The 19,184-nt window shown below is 35.9% G+C and carries 18 protein-coding genes; 6 read left to right on the top strand and 12 right to left on the bottom strand.

Going from position 1 to position 19,184, the window contains the following annotated elements:
* Positions 1-358: 358 nt before the first annotated feature.
* From ACFIKX_RS05075 to ACFIKX_RS05035, 9 genes are all read right to left on the bottom strand, one after another.
* Complete coding sequence (locus tag ACFIKX_RS05075) at positions 359-808, bottom strand: hypothetical protein (RefSeq protein WP_375611505.1); 450 nt, start codon at positions 806-808, stop codon at positions 359-361.
* A 161-nt stretch (positions 809-969) separates the two neighbouring features.
* Positions 970-1,371 carry a hypothetical protein gene (locus tag ACFIKX_RS05070; RefSeq protein ID WP_375613121.1) on the bottom strand — a complete coding sequence of 134 codons (402 nt, stop codon included), beginning with the start codon at positions 1,369-1,371 and terminating at the stop codon, positions 970-972.
* 242 nt (positions 1,372-1,613) lie between these two features.
* On the bottom strand, positions 1,614-1,748 hold the full coding sequence (locus ACFIKX_RS05065) for a hypothetical protein (RefSeq protein WP_375629036.1): 135 nt from the start codon (positions 1,746-1,748) through the stop codon (positions 1,614-1,616).
* Positions 1,736-2,149, bottom strand: a complete 414-nt coding sequence (locus ACFIKX_RS05060) for a hypothetical protein (protein ID WP_375613122.1) — start codon at positions 2,147-2,149, stop codon at positions 1,736-1,738. Before ACFIKX_RS05060 ends, ACFIKX_RS05065 begins: the two co-directional genes overlap by 13 nt.
* A 122-nt stretch (positions 2,150-2,271) precedes the next feature.
* Positions 2,272-2,433 (bottom strand): hypothetical protein, encoded by a 162-nt coding sequence (locus ACFIKX_RS05055; protein WP_375613123.1) that lies wholly within the window; start codon positions 2,431-2,433, stop codon positions 2,272-2,274.
* A gap of 942 nt (positions 2,434-3,375) precedes the next feature.
* Entirely contained in the window at positions 3,376-4,758 is a 1,383-nt protein-coding gene (locus ACFIKX_RS05050) for an amino acid permease (protein ID WP_375629034.1), read from the bottom strand.
* 448 nt (positions 4,759-5,206) lie between these two features.
* Positions 5,207-5,566, bottom strand: coding sequence for a hypothetical protein (locus ACFIKX_RS05045; protein WP_375613125.1), 360 nt, complete (start codon positions 5,564-5,566; stop codon positions 5,207-5,209).
* Positions 5,567-5,971: 405 nt separating this feature from the next.
* Positions 5,972-7,510, bottom strand: a complete 1,539-nt coding sequence (gene hutH / locus ACFIKX_RS05040) for a histidine ammonia-lyase (protein WP_375629031.1) — start codon at positions 7,508-7,510, stop codon at positions 5,972-5,974.
* A 1,315-nt stretch (positions 7,511-8,825) separates the two neighbouring features.
* Positions 8,826-9,602: a class I SAM-dependent methyltransferase gene (locus tag ACFIKX_RS05035; protein ID WP_375629030.1), complete on the bottom strand. Its 777-nt coding sequence runs from the start codon at positions 9,600-9,602 to the stop codon at positions 8,826-8,828.
* A gap of 421 nt (positions 9,603-10,023) precedes the next feature.
* Here ACFIKX_RS05035 and ACFIKX_RS05030 point away from each other — a divergent pair, with 421 nt between their 5' ends.
* The 4 genes from ACFIKX_RS05030 (at position 10,024) to parE (ending at position 14,534) form a co-directional block, all read left to right on the top strand.
* The gene (locus ACFIKX_RS05030) at positions 10,024-10,650 is read left to right on the top strand and encodes a LemA family protein (protein WP_375629028.1); all 627 of its coding nucleotides are present in this window, start codon (positions 10,024-10,026) and stop codon (positions 10,648-10,650) included.
* Entirely contained in the window at positions 10,650-11,501 is an 852-nt protein-coding gene (locus ACFIKX_RS05025) for a TPM domain-containing protein (RefSeq protein ID WP_375629027.1), read from the top strand. Before ACFIKX_RS05030 ends, ACFIKX_RS05025 begins: the two co-directional genes overlap by 1 nt.
* Positions 11,502-11,648: 147 nt before the next feature.
* Positions 11,649-12,386, top strand: a complete 738-nt coding sequence (gene lipB, locus ACFIKX_RS05020) for a lipoyl(octanoyl) transferase LipB (RefSeq protein WP_375629025.1) — start codon at positions 11,649-11,651, stop codon at positions 12,384-12,386.
* Positions 12,387-12,467: 81 nt separating this feature from the next.
* Entirely contained in the window at positions 12,468-14,534 is a 2,067-nt protein-coding gene (parE, locus tag ACFIKX_RS05015; RefSeq protein ID WP_375629023.1) for a DNA topoisomerase IV subunit B, read from the top strand.
* 17 nt (positions 14,535-14,551) lie between these two features.
* Here parE and recJ read toward each other — a convergent pair whose 3' ends face one another.
* Positions 14,552-16,336 carry a single-stranded-DNA-specific exonuclease RecJ gene (gene recJ / locus ACFIKX_RS05010; protein WP_375629022.1) on the bottom strand — a complete coding sequence of 595 codons (1,785 nt, stop codon included), beginning with the start codon at positions 16,334-16,336 and terminating at the stop codon, positions 14,552-14,554.
* Positions 16,337-16,632: 296 nt separating this feature from the next.
* Between recJ and rplM the strand changes: the two genes are divergently transcribed.
* Positions 16,633-17,097, top strand: coding sequence for a 50S ribosomal protein L13 (gene rplM / locus ACFIKX_RS05005; RefSeq protein WP_015856544.1), 465 nt, complete (start codon positions 16,633-16,635; stop codon positions 17,095-17,097).
* Between the two features lie 2 nt (positions 17,098-17,099).
* Entirely contained in the window at positions 17,100-17,585 is a 486-nt protein-coding gene (gene rpsI, locus ACFIKX_RS05000; protein ID WP_015856545.1) for a 30S ribosomal protein S9, read from the top strand.
* A gap of 311 nt (positions 17,586-17,896) precedes the next feature.
* Here the strand turns inward: rpsI and ACFIKX_RS04995 are convergent, their stop codons facing one another.
* The gene (locus tag ACFIKX_RS04995; protein WP_273724078.1) at positions 17,897-18,262 is read right to left on the bottom strand and encodes a response regulator; all 366 of its coding nucleotides are present in this window, start codon (positions 18,260-18,262) and stop codon (positions 17,897-17,899) included.
* Between the two features lie 545 nt (positions 18,263-18,807).
* On the bottom strand, positions 18,808-19,167 hold the full coding sequence (locus ACFIKX_RS04990) for a hypothetical protein (protein WP_375613153.1): 360 nt from the start codon (positions 19,165-19,167) through the stop codon (positions 18,808-18,810).
* Positions 19,168-19,184: the final 17 nt, after the last annotated feature.

Below are 19,184 nucleotides of genomic sequence, written 5' to 3'. Positions count from 1 at the left end.
ATGTAATATTTTAGATCTTTTGATAAAATCTAAAATACAGTAAAACACTCACCATTCTGAACTTAAAAAACACCAAAATAAAATTTCATCAAAATTAGCTCTATGAAAGCTATCTGTTTATTATCGTTAAAGAAGATATTTTAGCAAAGCTATTATTTGCCATTCTTTATATTGAATAAATTTCTCTAAACAACAACTCACTATCCTCCGCTAGCATCATCTGACAACAACACTATTGCCAATCTCGTAGCTGATGAATATAACTACATTAGAGACAAAAGAGCTATATTTCTCTCTTCTCCCGTTTAATATTTTTATTTAATTATTGCTTTAAAAATTAACGTTCTACTGTTGATGATCACTTGTGCAAAGCTTTTTTTATTTTCTGGCGCTTTTTATCATTTTCAAAACGTAACATCAAATCTCGCTCTTGTTGTGTCGAATTGGTTACACCAAAAGTATCATTGTCCATAACCTGCTGATACCCTGCTACCATTAAATTGACTAAAAATGAATCACTTCGCGGCGTTGATGAAAAATAGATTCCCTTTGAATCTTGTAATTTGTACCGATAACCTGCTTTAGTCATGCACTCATAAACTGCTGCAAAATCACTTGCACGCGAATCCATATTTTTAGAAGAAGCGTAGATTGGTTTCCAACCACATTTTGACAGTGCTTGTTGGACCATAGACTTACTGACACCAGACTTTTCCCATAATTCTAACGTCGATGGGGGAGGTTTGCTAATACACCCAGCAGAGCTTAATAAAATTATAGCAATCAATAATTTCAATGTTTTTTTCATTTCCCCCTCCGTCAATATTTACGATAGAAAGACTGATAAGTCTTCTAATATTTTCTCACACGCAAGATGACTTTTGTTAGCATATAGATATTGAAGAAACAATCCCACCCCCCATGCAAAAACAAGAATGGAAGGATTTTTGATTACAGCAGCCTCAATACTTAAGGTTGACATTCAGGTTGTTCTTTATGCTCTTCACAATGAGGACTATTCAAACGCCTCTCTACACTTCGCTGAGGAATAACTGCATCAGGCTGACAAATTGGAAGATTTTTATATTTCTCACACCACTTCATTCTTCCCAATTTATCTTGGAAACCTGCTTGGATCATACATGCATTCACAGACTCCTCAGCATTGAATTTCTCATCAGTACTTGTTTCTGTATCAAGACGACCATCAAGATGCTGTATTCCACATTCTAACAGAGCTTTTTTGATCTCAAGCTGATCAGCACCTGATTTTTCCCATGCATCTACAGCTGTTCGAGAAGGCTGCTCAGGGTAGCATCCAGCCATAACAAATAAGGTTATCCCGCTTAATAATTTTAAAATCTGCTTCATTTTCCTATCCTTGAGTAATTTTGATATTACGAAACAATCTATAAATTATTTTACATGCTGTTTTTTATTTCCAAAACAATGATGAACATTATCAACCTATATTATTTTTATCTTTCCGAAGATTATGCCATAATTATTATATCAAAAATACGGTAAAATTATTACTAAAATCATCTATCTATCAACGATATGCTTATAATTATTATCAATATTTTGATTATAACCAAAATAGATATTTCATATTATTGCGCCAACAGTTGTGGTACCCATAAATAAATAGCATTGACATGCTGAATTAAGCCCCCCCGCGTACGGGTATGAGAAACATGAAGGTAGGGATTGTGATCGTCACAAACAGCAAGACTTAAGGTTTGCATTCAGGTGCATTTTTATATTTTTTACAAAAAGGGCTGTTCAAGCGCTTCTTGACACTGCGCCTCGGGATGACTGCGCCTGAACGACAAATCGGCAAGTTTTCGGCTCTAAAAGTATAACATGGTCCACCCGCTCTTGCTACCTCTTCATCTTTATAGCGGAAACCTGATTGAAGCATGCAAGCATAAGTTGTTGCTTTTGCATTGATGCTCTGCTTTCTGTTTTCTGGATCGACATCATAAGGAGTTGGCATACCACATTCTAACAAGCCTTTTCCTATCTCTGTAAAATCTGCTCCTGGTTTTTCCCAAGCAGTCAAATATCCTGAAGGAGGCTTATTAAACTGACATCCAGCTATACTTAACAAAGTTACAGCACTTAATAATTTTACGATGTGTTTCATTTTTTACTCCATGATCTAATTCAAGGCTTTTGTTCTAAATGAGATGTGCCATAAAATTTTTGGCATTTTGGACCCGCATCTCCAAGACAGGTATGGGGATTTATGGGATTTGTAGCCACTCTCTACCATTCTATCCAAACGTTACTGCCAGCAGGTATCGTTTCGTAGGTATAGCCATTACCGCCAATAATTCTGCTTACAAAGTCAAATTTATTCCCATCAAAACCTGTTTCATGCGTCTGTGAATGGCTGCTATGATGGTCTGTCATGCCAACAATCGTCATACTTTCCCCCATTACATTGATATCTTGACCAGAAATCAGATGAGAAGCAATAATCGTAGCATCTCATTGTACATCCATATCAACATTGCCTGTTGCCTCAAGGATAGAGAGAATTGTTGTTGTGTGTGTTCAGAGCTATTGGAAGATTTCTCGTGTAAAAAGCCACTTTCCGATGATTTTTTTGCTGGTTGTAGTGTTCTTGAGCGCCTTTTATGGTAATATCGAATAATTTTGCACCGAAATACAGTTGCGGAGTGCATTTTGTCCGCCTCCACTTGTGATAAAAATTACTCTTGTATCAATATTAAAAAATAAGTTTGATCCTTCCTCTTGTGAGAGCAATAAGAATCGTAAAACTGTCACACGTTCATTGTTCTCTTTAATTTACTCTTCTATGAGATTTTATTGTAATACCTTGCTGCTGTTTATTAAAGTTTTTGTAAAAACAATGATACAATGCCTCATGTAACTTTGTTATCCACTATTTTCTACCAACGCCAATCCTCTTTGAGAAAAAATACATAAAGAACTTTATCTTCGCTTCTAAAAGCAATAGTAATTTTCTAAACAACAAAATTTAAACAACCAATTTTTTAAAGAGCTAAAAAACAATTCTTACAATAACTTCTTTCGTGAAACAGAACTTCATTAATACGTCTAGAAAAAGATATCTGCCTATAATCATGTATCTGGTAAAATCTATTTGCACTGTTAGGCATTTTAACCTGAAAGACTTATATTGATGGCACAGCTCACCATCAAAAAAACGCCTAATATTTATATGATTTTGTCGTTACCGTAAACAATGGCTCACAAAAACTTCCAAAGCAAAATAATAACGAGCAGATTTTTTCAATCTAGATTGTTCTAACCTTTAGAGAAAACAATCAAACACCTGTTCTCCTGATGACATCAGCTATTTGTTTTGAGTTTTTTCTCTATTCACATTTTATTCAGCTTCTTTTGCTTAAAATTATAAAGTTTAAGTGTATAGAAACAAATAACAAGCCAAGCAATCCAAATAACACCTATAATTAAAACTGGTCGTGTCTCATCAAAATACCATAGGAGAATAAAAATAAAAACCATAAATAAAATAGAAAAAATCGATCCTATTGGCCAAAATGGAATGGGAAATTTTAAACCATTCTGAGCTTCTTTAGGCATCTTAATTCGCATAAAAAATTGTGAAAGTAGAATCATCATCCAAACAAAAACTGTCGCAAATGTTGCCATTGCAGCAATAAGAAAAAAAAGCTTTTCATGATAAAAATAATTAAGGACAGCACCAAGAAGAAAAATACCGAAGATCATCAAAATAACAAAAACTGGTATACCGTTTTTTGATAAATATTGAAACTTTTTTAAAGCATAACCTTCCTGCGATAAACCATGGATCATACGACAAGCACCATACATTCCACTATTCATTGCTGAAATAGCCGCTGTAACAACAACAATATTTAAAATATTTGCTGCATATGAAATCCCAAGATTTTCAAAAATGGATACAAAAGGGCTATCCATGAGACCAATCTCATTCCAAGGATAAAGAGACATTAAAATAGCTAAAGTCATGACGTAAAAAAGCAAAATACGAACTGGAGTAGAATTAATTGCCTTTGAAATCGTTTGATGAGGGTTTTGAACTTCCATAACTGCCATGCCAATGATTTCTATGCCACCAAAAGCAAAAACAACAACACTAAAGCAAGCTAAAAAACCAAACCAACCATTGGGAAAAAGTCCACCATTTTTCCATAAATTATGAACAGTAACGGTAGAAAAATCTGCACCTTCACCCCACCCCCAAAAAATAATTGCTATTCCTAAAATAATCATCGCAATGATAGCGATAACTTTAATAGAAGATAGCCAAAACTCTAGTTCACCATAGACTTCTACAGCCGCTAAATTAATACCTGTGATGATTAATGTAATACTCAGTGCCCATACCCAAGGAGCAACATCAGGATACCAAAACCCCATATAAGTCGCAAAAGCTGTAATATCAGCCAAACCAACAAGAATCATCTCAAATACATATGTCCATCCCGTTAAAAAACCTGCTAATGGTGATATGTAATTTGCCGCATAACGAGCAAAAGAACCAGGCAATGGATTATGAAGTATCATCTCTCCTAGAGCCCGCATAACCATAAAAATAGCTAAACCAGCAATACAATAGGCAATCAAAACACTGGGACCCGCAAGCTTAATTGCCTGTGCAGACCCATAAAAAAGACCTGTTCCAATAGCAGAACCAAGAGCTAAAAAAATAACTTGGCGCTTACTCATCCCTCTTTTCAGTTCATTTATTGCCATTTCTTTCCTTACTTTTTGAAATGCTGACAATCCACACCACGATAACAGCTCTATGAGAAATAAAGCCTCATGTTTCTTTCACAAATATATTTCAAAAAACATCGAAGACCAGCCAGTCCAACACTTTGCTCTAAACAATGAAAAAATACTTTTATTGCGAATTATTCAGCTTTTATAGCCTACAATTTCGTATTATTTTATTCAAATAAAGTGATAATGAATTTTTTCATAATTGTCATTTAATTCATTTCGTATTCTCTAGTTTTTTACAGAGAAAATTAACCTTAATGTAATCTAAACTTTTAGGCTTCTATTTCAGTGCACTGAAATAGAAGCCTAAAAATTCATAACAAACACATTAACTATGCATACAATTAATTTTTTGTTACTTTAAGCCAACTCTCTTTGAGCTTATAAAAAAACTTTTTACGCCAATTGAATAGCTCAATTAATGATAATACGAATCTCGCAAGTTTTCAAAAGTATGAGAAAGTGTATCTACAACCCATCTTTTAAGGACTCCAGCTGCCTTAACGACAAGCTTTCCAATGAAAAAAAAATATACGGTAAAAAGAGCATCTTTGATTGTTGGTCCGATGATAGCGTTCTCCTTACCTCTGGGAATTTGCCCTGATATAGCAATAAAATCTTTGTTTTTCGCTGAAATAAGAGGCTCTTTCTCTTGGGCCACTATCATAATGAAAACTTCCTCTGGAAAGCTACCTCTCCTAAAATTTGCATGAATCTCAAGAATTTGAGAGAAAAAAAGAACTGTTATTGAAACACATAATTTAGCACTTTTAAACATTCCTTTCTCCTTTTTTATTTTAAATATCAAAAATAAACTATAAAATTCATAAAGTATTAACAAATAAGAATAATATAAAATAAAACTTTTATTTTTACTCGATACAATACATATATTATAATTTATATTTATATTTATAGAAATATAATATCACGAATATATAATTCGTGGATATTATTTAACTTATATTAAAATTTCTGATATAAATCAGAAAATATAGGTGCTTTAAGTTTATAGTTTCTATAAAATAACATAATATCTAGTTAACTACAAAAATCAGATATATACAGTAATAAATATATGATTTATTAAATAATTCAAATATTGTATCGCTCCTCTATATTTTCATATGAGAAAGTTTTAAAATTCAATATCCGCCCTTCAGCATTGACCTTCAAACAAATACTATTGAAAACTTAATGAAGGAAAAATTGTTTCTGGTAAAACAGATAATAAGTGCCCTTCACGCACAAGTATATGTGCTTGATGAAGATCTGGAGCCAGATAGCGATCTTCCTTAAGAGAAGCAACATTTTTTCGTAGACATTCCATAACGGATTGCAAAAAAGTACTTGTTTTTAAAGGTGCACGATATTCAATTCCTTGTGCTGCAACAAGCGTTTCAATGCCAATAAGTGTAAAAAGATTTTCGCTCATTACCAATAACCGGCGCGCTCCATGGCAAGCCATTGAAACATGATCTTCTTGATTGGCAGAAGTTGGGGTTGAATCAACGGAAGCAGGATGGGCCATTTGCTTATTTTCAGACATTAAAGCTGCCGCTGTTACTTCAGCAATCATAAAACCTGAATTAAGACCCGCATTATGCGCTAAAAAAGCTGGAAGTCCATAAGAAACTGCTGGATCAACCATAAGAGCAATACGCCGTTGAGAAATAGATCCTATTTCACATAAAGCAAGAGCAATCTGATCAGCAGCAAACGCTACAGGTTCAGCATGAAAATTCCCACCTGATACAACTTCACCATTCCTTAAAATCAATGGATTATCTGTAACAGCATTTGCTTCAATAATCAGTGTTTTTGCTGCTGCCAGCAAAATATCAAAACATGCCCCCATGACCTGTGGCTGGCAACGTATACAATAAGGATCTTGTACACGCTCATCCCCCCGTAAATGTGCTGCACGAATTTCTGAATCCTCTACAAGCTTTTCTAATGTTTTCGATACAGCAATCTGCCCATAATGTCCTCGTAAAATATGGATATCAGGATGAAATGGCGCCGTTGATCCCATGATAGCATCTGTCGTCAAAGCCCCTGCCAACAATCCACCACACAATGCCCGATAACCTCGAAAAAGACCAGCAAGTGCAAGGGCTGTTGATGTTTGAGTTCCATTAATAAGAGCTAGACCTTCCTTTGCCTCTAAAATAATAGGGGACAATCCCGCTTTCTCTAATGCAACCGCCCCACTCATACGAATATTTTGAAAAAATGCTTCTCCTTCTCCCATCATAACAGCCGCCATGTGAGCAAGTGGAGCTAGATCACCTGAAGCACCAACAGACCCTTTTTCAGGGATGACAGGAATGACGCCCTTTGCAAGCATATTTTCCAGCAAATTTACCAATTCTAGACGAACTCCTGAAGCCCCTCTTCCTAAAGAGATAAGCTTTAAGCTCATTATCAAACGCACAATATTTTCAGCTAAAGGCTCTCCTACCCCACAACAATGGGACAAAATAAGGTTTCTCTGTAAAACAGCGACATCGTCCGCATCAATTTTAATGGAAGCCAACTTCCCAAAACCAGTATTAATACCGTACACAGGCTCACTTCCAGCAGCAATTTCAGCAATGCGCTGAGCCCCTTTCTCGATAGCTAAATGCGTGTCATTATGAAGTTTACTCACTTCACCATTAAAATAAATAGCTGCAAGCTCACTAAGCGTCACCTCGCTCGGTTTCAGTATAATAGTCATAATCTACTTTCTTTTTTTTTATCAAAGTATAACGTTTAGCATTATTGATCCTTCTATAAAACAAAAAAAACTATAACGACTCTTTAAAGCGAGAATGCTTTCTTAAAGGTATTCCTTACAATGGAGTTATTATCCAAAAGTAGAATAGTTTACGATAAATGAAAATGAAATATTGACAAACACAACCAAGTCATGGATTTCAAAAATAGATAAAGCTTTAATTTATAATCATAATCTAGCATGCTTCATATTAAATGAGAGAGCTGAATATCTTAAAACTCTCTCATTCCACATCTGTGTATGTTGAATAAATCAAAACCATTCGCTTGCACGTCATAAGCGAGATTGGCGTATGGATAAAACTGTAAAAAAGGACTAAAAACTCCTCTTATGAACCGTGTCAAGGGCTGTCGCAACATTGGGAGATGAAAGTGTGGATGGTGCAGGCTTATTCTTTTATGAAGCGTAAAGATGAAAAAATCAATGGATTTATTATCAAGCTATTCTTACTAAACTTATAAAAACCTTAAATAGATAGCTGTCACAATCTATCATGATTGCAAAAATCAAACTCTATAGAAAATTAAAAAACTTATTTAACACATCACAACAGAGAAGAAATTGAGCTTATTTGCGACTTCTAAAATTGTATTTAAAGCGCCAGATTAAACCTTGAAAAACACATCTTCAATAAAACCACATAAGAATCGGCCTAACCCGTTATTTAAAATAGAAAATAAAAGAAGTTTTCTTATATCAAAAAAAAATAATTAATATATTGTTTTATATTATATCTTTTAAACAGAGAAATGCTTCATATAGCATATTTATATTTTACTTTTTTGTTATATTGAATCTGAATTTAGAGATAATTTCAAAATGAGTTGTTTTTTAAAGGTGCTTCCAAGCCATTACCTTTTTTACTACAAATTTCTGATTATGATAATTTTTTGTACTTTTTCAGTTGTTTTTGTCAAAATTTATTAAAAACACTCTCATTTAATAACAAAAAACAATCATAAAAACAAAGAATTATCAAATATTTCTATTCAATCTACCTCTTCTTATTTTATAAAATAATCTGTTGTTAAACTGCAGTAAAAAAAGCGCTTCGATACTATAATGCACTGCATAAATTTTCTATTTAAACTCTCTCATATCAAGTGAACAATGAAAATCAGCGGTAATAAGATGTCAATGTGAATGCTGAAGAAAAAAACTTTCGCCCTCAAAGTCTGCCTTAATAAGGCGTTAATTTCCTGAATACCGCCCACTCTGATGTGCTAAAAGAGCAAAAGCAATCATCGATATCGGATTATCCTGCATACATATAGAGCTCACTTCGATACAAAAGCTCCAAATTGCCTTGCACTTCATATTTCTTTATCAATGCGACCAATTGCCGCAAATATTCTTCCCCATAGCAAACAATAGCGCGTTGCGCTTGCGTTGAAGAGCGGCTCATTCCAATAAAAGCTTCAGATGGGATCATCATCGTCCAATTGTGCGTATGAAAAAAAATCTTTTCTGGATCTACCCCAAAGCCATCAGTCATTTCCTGTAAAAAATCAAAATTACGATAATAACGGGAATAATTCGGACTCATTTTCTCTAACAATGTCTCATAAGCCTCTAGAAATTCGCTATGCTTGAAATCACGATTATTTTGAATAACCGCCATGACACCATTGACTCGAAGTTGATCTGAAACAGAACAAAGCAACTTGGGACGATCCATCCACTGAAACGCTTGCGCTGCAATGACAAGATCAACCTCGCCAATTTGAGGCAATAGGTCTTCGGCACGGCCCTGATACCACTGCACCGTAGGAAATTTTTTTCGCCCCTGCTTAATCATATCTGCCGATACATCGATAGCATGATATTGGTGCTCATTTCCTAAAAATTTAACAATTCCCTCTAATGCGATGCCTGTCCCAGCACCCACATCCACAATGGACAAATGCTTTTTGTTCTTAAAAGGATGGAGCATGGTTTTAAATAAAGTAAGGGGATAGCGAGGACGATAACGATCATAATCATTAGCCAATCCATCAAACTTTTCACTTTGCCGCTGAACACTTTCTATCATAGGACTTTCACCCTCCTTCTCAATTACTACCATACATAATAAAAAAGCCTTTTTATCCAATGTATTAAACATAACTTCTAAAGGAGGAAAATAAGAACTGCCCTGACCTTATATCTTTCCATAAGATTGATACTTACATTTTTCTCTTTTCCAATTGTTATCTGCACGTTGCGAAACCCAAAACTCCTACGAAAATAATATATTTTTCTGTAATAATAATTGATATAAATATTATTGATCTTTTATAAGATGACATCTATATTACTATTATTATTTTAACATCAACAAGTCACTTAAGCGTACCTAAAACGCAGAGAGATATCAATTTATTGATAAATACGCCTGTTTATAAAGTTCAAAATACTTTCCACCAAGAAAATAAACCCTATATAATACATAAAATATCTGTGGAGACATCTTTATGTTAAATGTACAAACTTCTTCAATGTTTAAAATATTAAAAAAATTTCCAATCGTGATTCTTTTGGCATGGTTAGTGCCATTTTTAAGTGGGTGCGGATTTAATACGATACCAACAAATGAAGAAAAAGCACATGCAGCATGGAGTGAAGTGCTCAATCAATATCAACGTCGTATAGATCTCATCCCCAATCTTGTAGAAACAGTTAAAGCTTACGCAGCTCATGAACAAAGTGTTTTCACAAATGTAATTGAAGCACGTGCTAAAGCAACACAAGTCAACATTAATGCAGATATGTTGAATAATCCAGAAGTTATGCAGCAATATCTCAAAAATCAAGCAAATTTATCAAGTGCACTTTCGCGACTTATGGCTGTTGTTGAAAACTATCCGGATCTTAAAGCAAACCAAAACTTTCTTGCTCTTCAATCACAATTAGAAGGAACAGAAAACCGTATTTCCGTTGCGCGCCGCGATTATATTGAAACAGTACGTGCCTACAATACTGCACTCAAAACAATGCCGACGATGATTTGGGCAAAATTATGGTTTCGTGATGCTAAACCTATGCCAACTTTTACCATCGATACTGATAGCCAACAAACACCAAAGGTTAATTTTAATTAATGAAATCATTTCGATACTCTTTGCAACGTATTGTATTTCCAAAATTATGGGCTTTTATCTGCTCTCTGTATTTAGTTGCTGCATTGGGAAGTATCGCTTGTTCGCAAATAAAATTTCCTCATTTAACAGGTTATGTTAATGATGTGGCTCATTTGCTCGATAATGCAACCAAGGAAGACTTGACAAAAAAACTGGCAGCACTCGAAGAGAAAACGGGAGATCAAATTGTTCTTGTAACACTCCCTACTCTTTCGGGCAACGATATAGAAACGTACAGCAATTCTCTTTTTCGTACATGGGGATTAGGCCAAAAGAAGATCAATAATGGTGTATTACTGGTCATTGCACCGAATGAACGCACAGCACGTATCGAAGTTGGATATGGTTTGGAAGGAGAGCTAACAGATGCTCTTTCCTCTGTCATTATTAATAGCTTCATGATTCCTAATTTTCGCGAAGGAAATTATCAAAAAGGAATTGCTGAAGCAGTTGATACAATTATCAAAGTTATTACAGAAAGTGATTCTGATTTTACTTTTCGCATCAAAGAAAAAGCTAAAATCGTTGAAGAACAACGTAAACAAGCTGAAAAAGAAGAAATGGTAATCAATGCAATTATGTTTCTCATTCTCTTTATAGTCGTTGGTTTGCCCATTCTTGCAATGATTTTTGGTAAAAAAGTGGGTCCACAAAAGTATCTCTGGCTGGGGATCATCTTCACACCTTGGTTTCTTAACTTAAGTGCCGGTGGCAGATATCCTGGTGGAAGGTTCGGTGGTCCTCGAGGTGGAGGGGGATTTAGGGGTGGTGGTGGATCATCAGGTGGTGGTGGTGCAACAGGAAGATGGTAAAAGGAACGTGGATTTTTAAGCGTAGCAAATCTTCTTAAGATAAAATTTTATGAACGTATTCTCTTTTATTCAACAATTCTATACCTTACTCTGTAATCACTTTTATTGATTACAATACAAACTCAAACATCAAGATAAATATTACCCATGACATGTGAATTGAAACATACAGATCGTAATCACTTATCACATCATTTTAATGCAATTCTAGAAAATCCACCCGTCGAATGGAAAATAAGCGATCATCTGATTGAGTATCCTGAAGCTCTGCGTTATATGCAAGAACGTGTAGAAAAAATTCTTGCAAAAACTGCGCATGAACAAGTTTGGCTTCTCGAACACCCTTCCCTTTATACAGCGGGAACGAGTGCAAATAAAAAAGATCTTTTGGCGCCTAATTTATTCCCTGTTTATGAAGCAGGACGTGGAGGTGAATTTACATATCACGGTCCAGGACAGCGTATTGCTTATATCATGCTTGATCTTAAACGCCGGAAACAAGACATTCGTGCTTTCATTAGTGCATTAGAAGAATGGATTATACAGATGCTTGCCAACTTTAATATTAAAGGCGAACGCAGAGAAGATCGCGTTGGTGTCTGGGTTAAACAGTCTCATTGCCCATCAAAACAAAATGATCTTTCTTCCGAAGATAAAATTGCAGCTATTGGCATTCGAGTGCGCAAATGGATAAGTTTTCATGGAGTTTCTATCAATGTTAATCCTAATTTAGCCCATTATTCAGGAATTGTTCCTTGTGGAATTACAAACCACGGTGTAACAAGCTTTCTTGATCTAGGTTGCCCTGTAGCAATGCATGATATTGATATTGCTCTCAAACACGCTTTTGAAAAAATTTTTGGTCCAACAATCGATGTTTCCTAAGTGCATTGATTTTTAAATAAAAAACAGGCATAAAATTATTTTAATAAATATTTGATTTTATGAGGTGGATAGTTAAACGCTATGAGCGATAACAAAAAGGATCTTTTTAGTGTTTTAAATAAAGCCCAATCTCGGGTAAATACAAAAGAAAACACTCTGCAGTCTCCAATGAAATCAAACGCGATGATTTCAAGAAAAAGTGCAAAAGATACGCAAGAAGATGACTATAATGCCCTCTCTATTCGAGTTCTTGAGGGTTTAGAGCCGGTACGTTTACGCCCTGGAATGTATATTGGTGGAACAGACAGTAAAGCACTTCATCATTTATTTGCCGAAATTATTGATAACGCGATGGATGAAGCTGTTGCGGGTTATGCAGATTCTATTGAGGTCTCATTAGATAGGAACGGTTATATAACCGTTACAGATAATGGACGCGGTATTCCTGTTGAAAATCATCCTCAAATGCCTGAGAAATCGACTCTTGAAGTTATTATGACACAACTCCACTCAGGGGGAAAATTTGATGGAAAGGCTTATCAAACTGCAGGTGGACTTCATGGAGTAGGAATTTCTGTCGTCAATGCTCTTTCTGATGATATGGAAGTTGAAGTTGCACGAGAACGAAAACTTTACCGCCAACGTTTCTCACGTGGTATTCCTCAATCTGGATTGGAAGATCTGGGAGATGTTTATAATCGTCGTGGTACGCGCGTTCGTTTTCATCCTGATCATAAAATTTTTGGTGAAAAAGCAGCTTTTGATCCAGAAAAAATCTATAAGATGACATGCTCCAAAGCCTATCTTTTTGGTGGCGTAAAAATTCGCTGGTCTTGTGATCCCGTCATACTTGAAGGCGCAAAAAATATTCCTGAAAAAGCTGTTTTTCATTTTCCCGATGGGCTTAAAGACTATTTACTTTCGTCACTAAAAGATGAATATCGAGTAACGTCAGAAATTTTTTCTGGCAAAACACAACACAATAATGGCCATGGCTCCGTTGAGTGGGCTATCGCTTGGCATGGTGGTGATTCTTGTGTGCAATCTTACTGCAATACGATTCCTACAGGAGAAGGCGGAACACATGAAATAGGATTACGTCAAGCTCTTTTGCGTGGATTGAAATCCTACGCTGAGTTAATAGGAAACAAGCGCGCAACGATTATTACGTCTGACGATATTATGATTTCAACAGCCGCAATACTTTCAGTCTTTATCAGTAACCCTGAATTTGTTGGACAAACAAAAGATCGATTAGCAACCATTGAAGCACAGCGTATCGTTGAGAATGCAATCCGCGATCCTTTTGATCATTGGTTAGCAAATTCCCCACAAGAAGCAACAAAACTTCTCGATTGGGTTATCGAACGTGCTGAAGAACGTGTTAGACGACGCCAAGATAGAGAAATAAGTCGAAAAACTGCTGTCCGTAAATTACGTCTGCCCGGTAAACTTGCAGATTGTAGCCAGAACCATGCTTTGGGTGCTGAACTATTCATTGTTGAAGGGGATTCTGCAGGAGGATCTGCTAAACAAGCAAGAAATAGAGCAAACCAAGCAATTTTACCTCTTCGTGGTAAAATCTTAAATGTCGCCAGTGCTGCACATGAAAAAATGAACTCAAGCCAAACAATTAGCGATCTGATCCTTGCTCTTGGATGTGGAACACGCTCCAAGTATCGTGAAAAAGATCTCAGATATGAACGTATTATCATCATGACAGATGCTGATGTTGATGGTGCTCATATTGCGTCACTGCTCATTACCTTCTTCTTTCAAGAAATGCCTGACCTTATTCATCAGGGACATTTATATCTTGCCGTCCCTCCCCTTTATAGAATATCGCAAGGAGGAAAAGTTGCTTATGCTCGTGACGATATTCATAAGGATGAATTGCTCAAAACTGAATTTACTGGAAAAGCTAAAATCGAAATCGGGCGTTTTAAAGGGCTGGGTGAAATGCGCGCAGAACAACTTAAAGAAACGACTATGCATCCTCAAAAACGTACATTGCTTCGTGTTTCTATTGATGCCGTGGAAATGCAAGAAACGAAAAAGACTGTAGAAAGTCTCATGGGAACAAAACCAGAAGCACGATTTCGTTTCATACAAGAAAACTCTACTTTTGCCTCTAATCTAGACATCTAATGTAAAAAATATCCCTTTCAAACCACTGCAGCTGCGTCAATCACGCGCAGTTGCGGATTGATCGTTCCATTCCAATAATTCAAACTAAGATGACCAGCTAAATGAATCATTTCACCAATATTTTCAAAAAGAAAATCACCTAGCGATGTCCCTACAGCACGAAAAGCTATTCCTTGTAGTTTTTTTCCTTCAACATTAGATACAATGAGGCGAAGATGTCCTTTACCAACTTCAGATAGATTCACCAGTCGATGAGAGGGAAGAACAAAAACAGGTGTTGCATTCCCTGCCCCAAATGGCCCTGCTTTTTCAAGCAATTCAAACAGCGCTTCATTAACACCAGAAGCAGAAAGAGAACCATCTATACTAAGAGATTTTTTTGCACGCAACTGTGAAACCATTAAAGAAACTTTTTCTTCTAGCCATTTTCGAAAAATTTCAATTTTTGTTGATTGAATTGTAATTCCTGCTGCCATACTATGCCCCCCTCCTTTTTCTAATAAATTGAGTGTAACAGCTTCACGAACGATTGCTCCTAAATCTATACCATTAATTGAGCGTCCCGACCCTACGCCATTTCCATCTTCTTTCAAAGCAATAGCAAAAACAGGACAAAAAAAACGCTCTTTGAGGCGGGAAGCAAGAATACCAATAATCCCCGGATGCCATTCTTTATGAGAAATGACAAGTGACAATGGTGTTTCTTGACCTTGATAAAGAGAAGCAATATAGGATTCCGCTTGTGCTAATTGAATATTCTCCATTTCTTGGCGTTCTTGATTAAGCCGATCTAATTGTTCTGCTATTCTGTCCGCTTCATCTTTATTCTCACAGCTAAGCAAACGTGCTCCCAAAGCTTGATCACCAATGCGCCCTCCTGCATTAATTCTAGGACCTAATAAAAAACCTAAATGAAAACTATTAAGCGGCTCCCCTATTCGTGCAACCTTTGTTAAAGCTGTTATTCCTAGATTATGCATAGAACGAGCAACTTGAAGCCCTTTTAACACAAAAGCACGGTTAACCCCCTGTAATGGAACGACATCACATATGGTTGCCAATGCAACAAGATCAAGCATACTTAAAAGATCAGGCAGCGGTCCTTGGAATTGTTTTTTCCGCAGCAAATGATGAACCCAAGCTAACGTAACAAAAACAACGCCAGCTGCACATAAATGCCCCTGTTTAGAAAAATCATCAGGACGATTAGGATTGACAAGAGCAACAGCTTCTTGATGAATCTCTGACATTTGATGATGATCTAAAATCACAACATCAGCACCAGCAAGCCTCGCTGCTTTTACGGCATCAGGACTGTTTGCGCCACAATCAACAGTGATAATTAACCGAGCGCCTTCTTGCACAAGCATTCTCATTGCTTGTTCATTCGGACCATAGCCTTCAACAATACGATCAGGAATATAAATTTTGACTTCAATACCAAAATAACGAAAAAAACGTGCTATGAGTGCCGATGAACAAGCACCATCAACATCATAATCACCAAACACAGCAACCTGTTCTTGATTGAGAAGAGCCTTAACAATGCGCTCTGCAGCGCATTGCATATCCCTAAAACTTTCTGGATCAGGCATAAGCGTACGCAATGTTGGATTAATAAAAGCAACAGCCTCAGCTTCATCCACATCTCTTGCTGAAAGTACTCGAGCTAACTGATCTGGAAAGCCAAATTTTTGAGAAATAGCGCGCGCGTTATTTATCCCTTGAACATCAAGGGCATCTAACCAAGCTTGACCACAAGCAGAAGATTCAACATTGAGAAAATAACGAGACCACTGCATTATTTCTTATTTTATAATGAAGAACGATAAAATACAATCATGCGTTAAAGATAAAATAGTCTTTTGCAACATTCATTTTAAGTTTAAATGGTCTACAAACTTCTTTTAATGGGGTATTATAATACCTTTCTTGTAACATGTTGTTTTATAAAGTTTTTATTTTCTCTTGACGTCAATCAAAAGACATTATATCAGAGCAAGTAGTATGCGTTAAATATTTCGCTATGGTAACAATTTTCAACGCAAAACAGTAAAAATTCCCTTATATTAAAAGGGTTCTAATAAAGGATACTTCTATGGCAACTTTTTCACAAAAGCCAACTGAAGTGGTGAAAAAATGGGTTATTATTGACGCAGAAAACCTTGTTTTGGGTCGTCTTGCCACATTTGTTGCTAACCGCTTACGTGGCAAACATAAAGCTACATTTACTCCACATGTTGATGATGGTGACAACGTTATTGTCATTAATGCAGATAAAATAGCTCTCACTGGCAAAAAATATACGGATAAAAAATATTATTGGCATACCGGCTATATTGGTGGAATCAAACAACGTACAGCACGTCAACTTCTTGAGGGGCGTTTTCCCGAACGCGTTATTGAAAAAGCAGTAGAGCGCATGATTCCTCGAGGGCCTCTTGGTCGCCGTCAATTGAAGAATCTACGTGTTTACGCTGGAAGCCAACATCCACATGAAGCACAACAGCCTGAATCTCTTGACGTTGGTGCTTTAAACCGCAAAAACAAAAGGATTGCTTGATTATGGCTGAAATTAATTCTCTTTCTGAGCTTAGCATAGTAACAAGTATTACAGAAACACATGAAAATGTTGTTCCTGTTCACGTGCAGAAGCTTGATTCACAAGGACGTGCTTACGCAACAGGAAAGCGTAAAGACGCTGTTGCGCGTGTATGGATTAAACCAGGTTCTGGAAAAATCACGATCAACAATAAGGAATTTGACAAATATTTTGCTCGTCCTGTTCTTAGAATGATTCTTCGTCAACCAATTGTTGCAACAAATAGGGATACCCAGTTTGATATTATTGCAACCGTTGCAGGCGGTGGTCTTTCTGGACAAGCCGGTGCAGTGCGCCATGGCATTTCCAAAGCTTTAACCTATTACGAACCAGAACTTCGCTCAATCTTGAAAAAAGGTGGGTTTCTTACCCGTGATAGTCGTGTTGTTGAACGTAAAAAATACGGTAAAGCAAAAGCACGTCGTTCTTTCCAATTCTCAAAGCGTTAATTTCAATTTTTGCAATGCATAAAGCCTCGGACAAAAACGGGGCTTTTTAAAACTGCTAAAACAGACTTTTAGATGAATGTAGGAACAAATCTATACCGATTAGAAAAAACAAGAATGCAAAACAACCTCTTCTCTTAAGATAAAAGGCAAGAAAAATAGACCGAAAAAATTCAAAACTTCAGTTTCAATTTTTTAAATCTGTTTTACTAACTTGTAATATATCGACGTGCTAAAGCACAAAAATCTTTACGCGACAACTTTAGCAATCTTATAAGCTTTTCAATATTTTTTCTATCATCACTTAACAAGCTTTAGTCCAAGAAATGCTTTACCATTGTAATAAAATGAGGGACAGAAATAGGCTTTGACATATATTCTTCACATCCACTGGCACGAATTCGCTCCTCATCGCCTTTCATAGCAAAAGCTGTTACAGCAACAACGGGGATTGATCGAAGTTCTTCATCTTCTTTTAATTGTTTAATAACATCTATTCCAGAGACCTCTGGCAACTGGATATCCACAAGAATAAGAGATGGCATTGATGAACGCGCCAAATCTAATGCCATAAGACCATTACGTGTTTCAACGGTTTCATAACCACTCGCTTCTACAAGATCGCGAAATAACTTCATATTAAGCTCATTATCTTCCACGATCATGACTTTTTTTGACATTCGTATAACTCCACCCTTCTCAGATAAAATAGAGAAATAGAAATGAATCCACATTCTCTTTGCTTAAGATAAAATGATAAAATGAATTGTAAACCACAAAGAGATTAAAAGAGTCCAATAAAAGCATTTTTGCAAATATTTGTAAGACGCATCGCTATACTTATTCAGTTCATCAACATAAAACCCACAAATAGTCGTAAGATTGTGTGACCTTGTATTTTTTGAGTTGATATACAAAGTTTATGGATATCTCAATTAATGCATTCGCGTTTTCATCATAAAAAAAATATCAACCACAAACTTAGCTTAAATGCGCATTTTGAAGAGAAAAAAATTTAAGTAAATTTAAAAAGCAACTGATTAGCTGAATTTAATGCACCATATACAGGCATCCACAAAACAATATCTTAATGATATAAAAGGATAAACTTATCAAGATCATTAAGATTAAAAAAAATAAATAAACCGTGATTAAATATCACGGTTTATTTAATATAAAACATTCAATAACAGCATAATTCAAAGTTTATCAAGGATAATATCTTTTAATTCAAAGCCCATGAACTATGAGCAAAAGCATCGAATGTTCTTCCACCTGTCTCTCTGTTAGGACTCGGTGGCTTTCTAGTAAAGAAATATACAAGATATGCGATGAGACCAAAAATCGCTGTCTCCAACCCCATTAAACCCGCAACTTTTTGGACATTTTTCTCAGCCCCTTGTCCTCCAAACTGGCTAATAATCATATCAACAGCTTTAATAACTCTATTTTCCTGTGTCATTACAGAAATAAAACCAGCATTTTGAAATCTGCCATTTAAAGAATCAGCATTGGCTCTTAAAATCTGTGAAAAGAAAATCGCTACTGCAACAAAACATACTATACAATGCTTGAATATTTTCATCATAACCACCTAATTAC

Origin of the sequence: Bartonella sp. CM86QHHN, assembly GCF_042194695.1 — a bacterium.
GTDB lineage: Bacteria > Pseudomonadota > Alphaproteobacteria > Rhizobiales > Rhizobiaceae > Bartonella.
This window is presented reverse-complemented; position numbering and strand designations above follow the sequence as displayed.

Excerpts from the sequence above, each read along its gene's own strand:
- ACFIKX_RS05075 (WP_375611505.1), bottom strand. The coding sequence starts at position 808 with ATGAAAAAAACATTGAAATTATTGATTGCTATAATTTTATTAAGCTCT.
- ACFIKX_RS05070 (WP_375613121.1), bottom strand. The coding sequence starts at position 1,371 with ATGAAGCAGATTTTAAAATTATTAAGCGGGATAACCTTATTTGTTATG.
- ACFIKX_RS05065 (WP_375629036.1), bottom strand. The coding sequence starts at position 1,748 with ATGCAAACCTTAAGTCTTGCTGTTTGTGACGATCACAATCCCTACCTT.
- ACFIKX_RS05060 (WP_375613122.1), bottom strand. The coding sequence starts at position 2,149 with ATGAAACACATCGTAAAATTATTAAGTGCTGTAACTTTGTTAAGTATA.
- ACFIKX_RS05055 (WP_375613123.1), bottom strand. The coding sequence starts at position 2,433 with ATGACGATTGTTGGCATGACAGACCATCATAGCAGCCATTCACAGACG.
- ACFIKX_RS05050 (WP_375629034.1), bottom strand. The coding sequence starts at position 4,758 with ATGGCAATAAATGAACTGAAAAGAGGGATGAGTAAGCGCCAAGTTATT.
- ACFIKX_RS05045 (WP_375613125.1), bottom strand. The coding sequence starts at position 5,566 with ATGTTTAAAAGTGCTAAATTATGTGTTTCAATAACAGTTCTTTTTTTC.
- hutH (WP_375629031.1), bottom strand. The coding sequence starts at position 7,510 with ATGACTATTATACTGAAACCGAGCGAGGTGACGCTTAGTGAGCTTGCA.
- ACFIKX_RS05035 (WP_375629030.1), bottom strand. The coding sequence starts at position 9,602 with ATGATAGAAAGTGTTCAGCGGCAAAGTGAAAAGTTTGATGGATTGGCT.
- ACFIKX_RS05030 (WP_375629028.1), top strand. The coding sequence starts at position 10,024 with ATGTTAAATGTACAAACTTCTTCAATGTTTAAAATATTAAAAAAATTT.
- ACFIKX_RS05025 (WP_375629027.1), top strand. The coding sequence starts at position 10,650 with ATGAAATCATTTCGATACTCTTTGCAACGTATTGTATTTCCAAAATTA.
- lipB (WP_375629025.1), top strand. The coding sequence starts at position 11,649 with ATGACATGTGAATTGAAACATACAGATCGTAATCACTTATCACATCAT.
- parE (WP_375629023.1), top strand. The coding sequence starts at position 12,468 with ATGAGCGATAACAAAAAGGATCTTTTTAGTGTTTTAAATAAAGCCCAA.
- recJ (WP_375629022.1), bottom strand. The coding sequence starts at position 16,336 with ATGCAGTGGTCTCGTTATTTTCTCAATGTTGAATCTTCTGCTTGTGGT.
- rplM (WP_015856544.1), top strand. The coding sequence starts at position 16,633 with ATGGCAACTTTTTCACAAAAGCCAACTGAAGTGGTGAAAAAATGGGTT.
- rpsI (WP_015856545.1), top strand. The coding sequence starts at position 17,100 with ATGGCTGAAATTAATTCTCTTTCTGAGCTTAGCATAGTAACAAGTATT.
- ACFIKX_RS04995 (WP_273724078.1), bottom strand. The coding sequence starts at position 18,262 with ATGTCAAAAAAAGTCATGATCGTGGAAGATAATGAGCTTAATATGAAG.
- ACFIKX_RS04990 (WP_375613153.1), bottom strand. The coding sequence starts at position 19,167 with ATGAAAATATTCAAGCATTGTATAGTATGTTTTGTTGCAGTAGCGATT.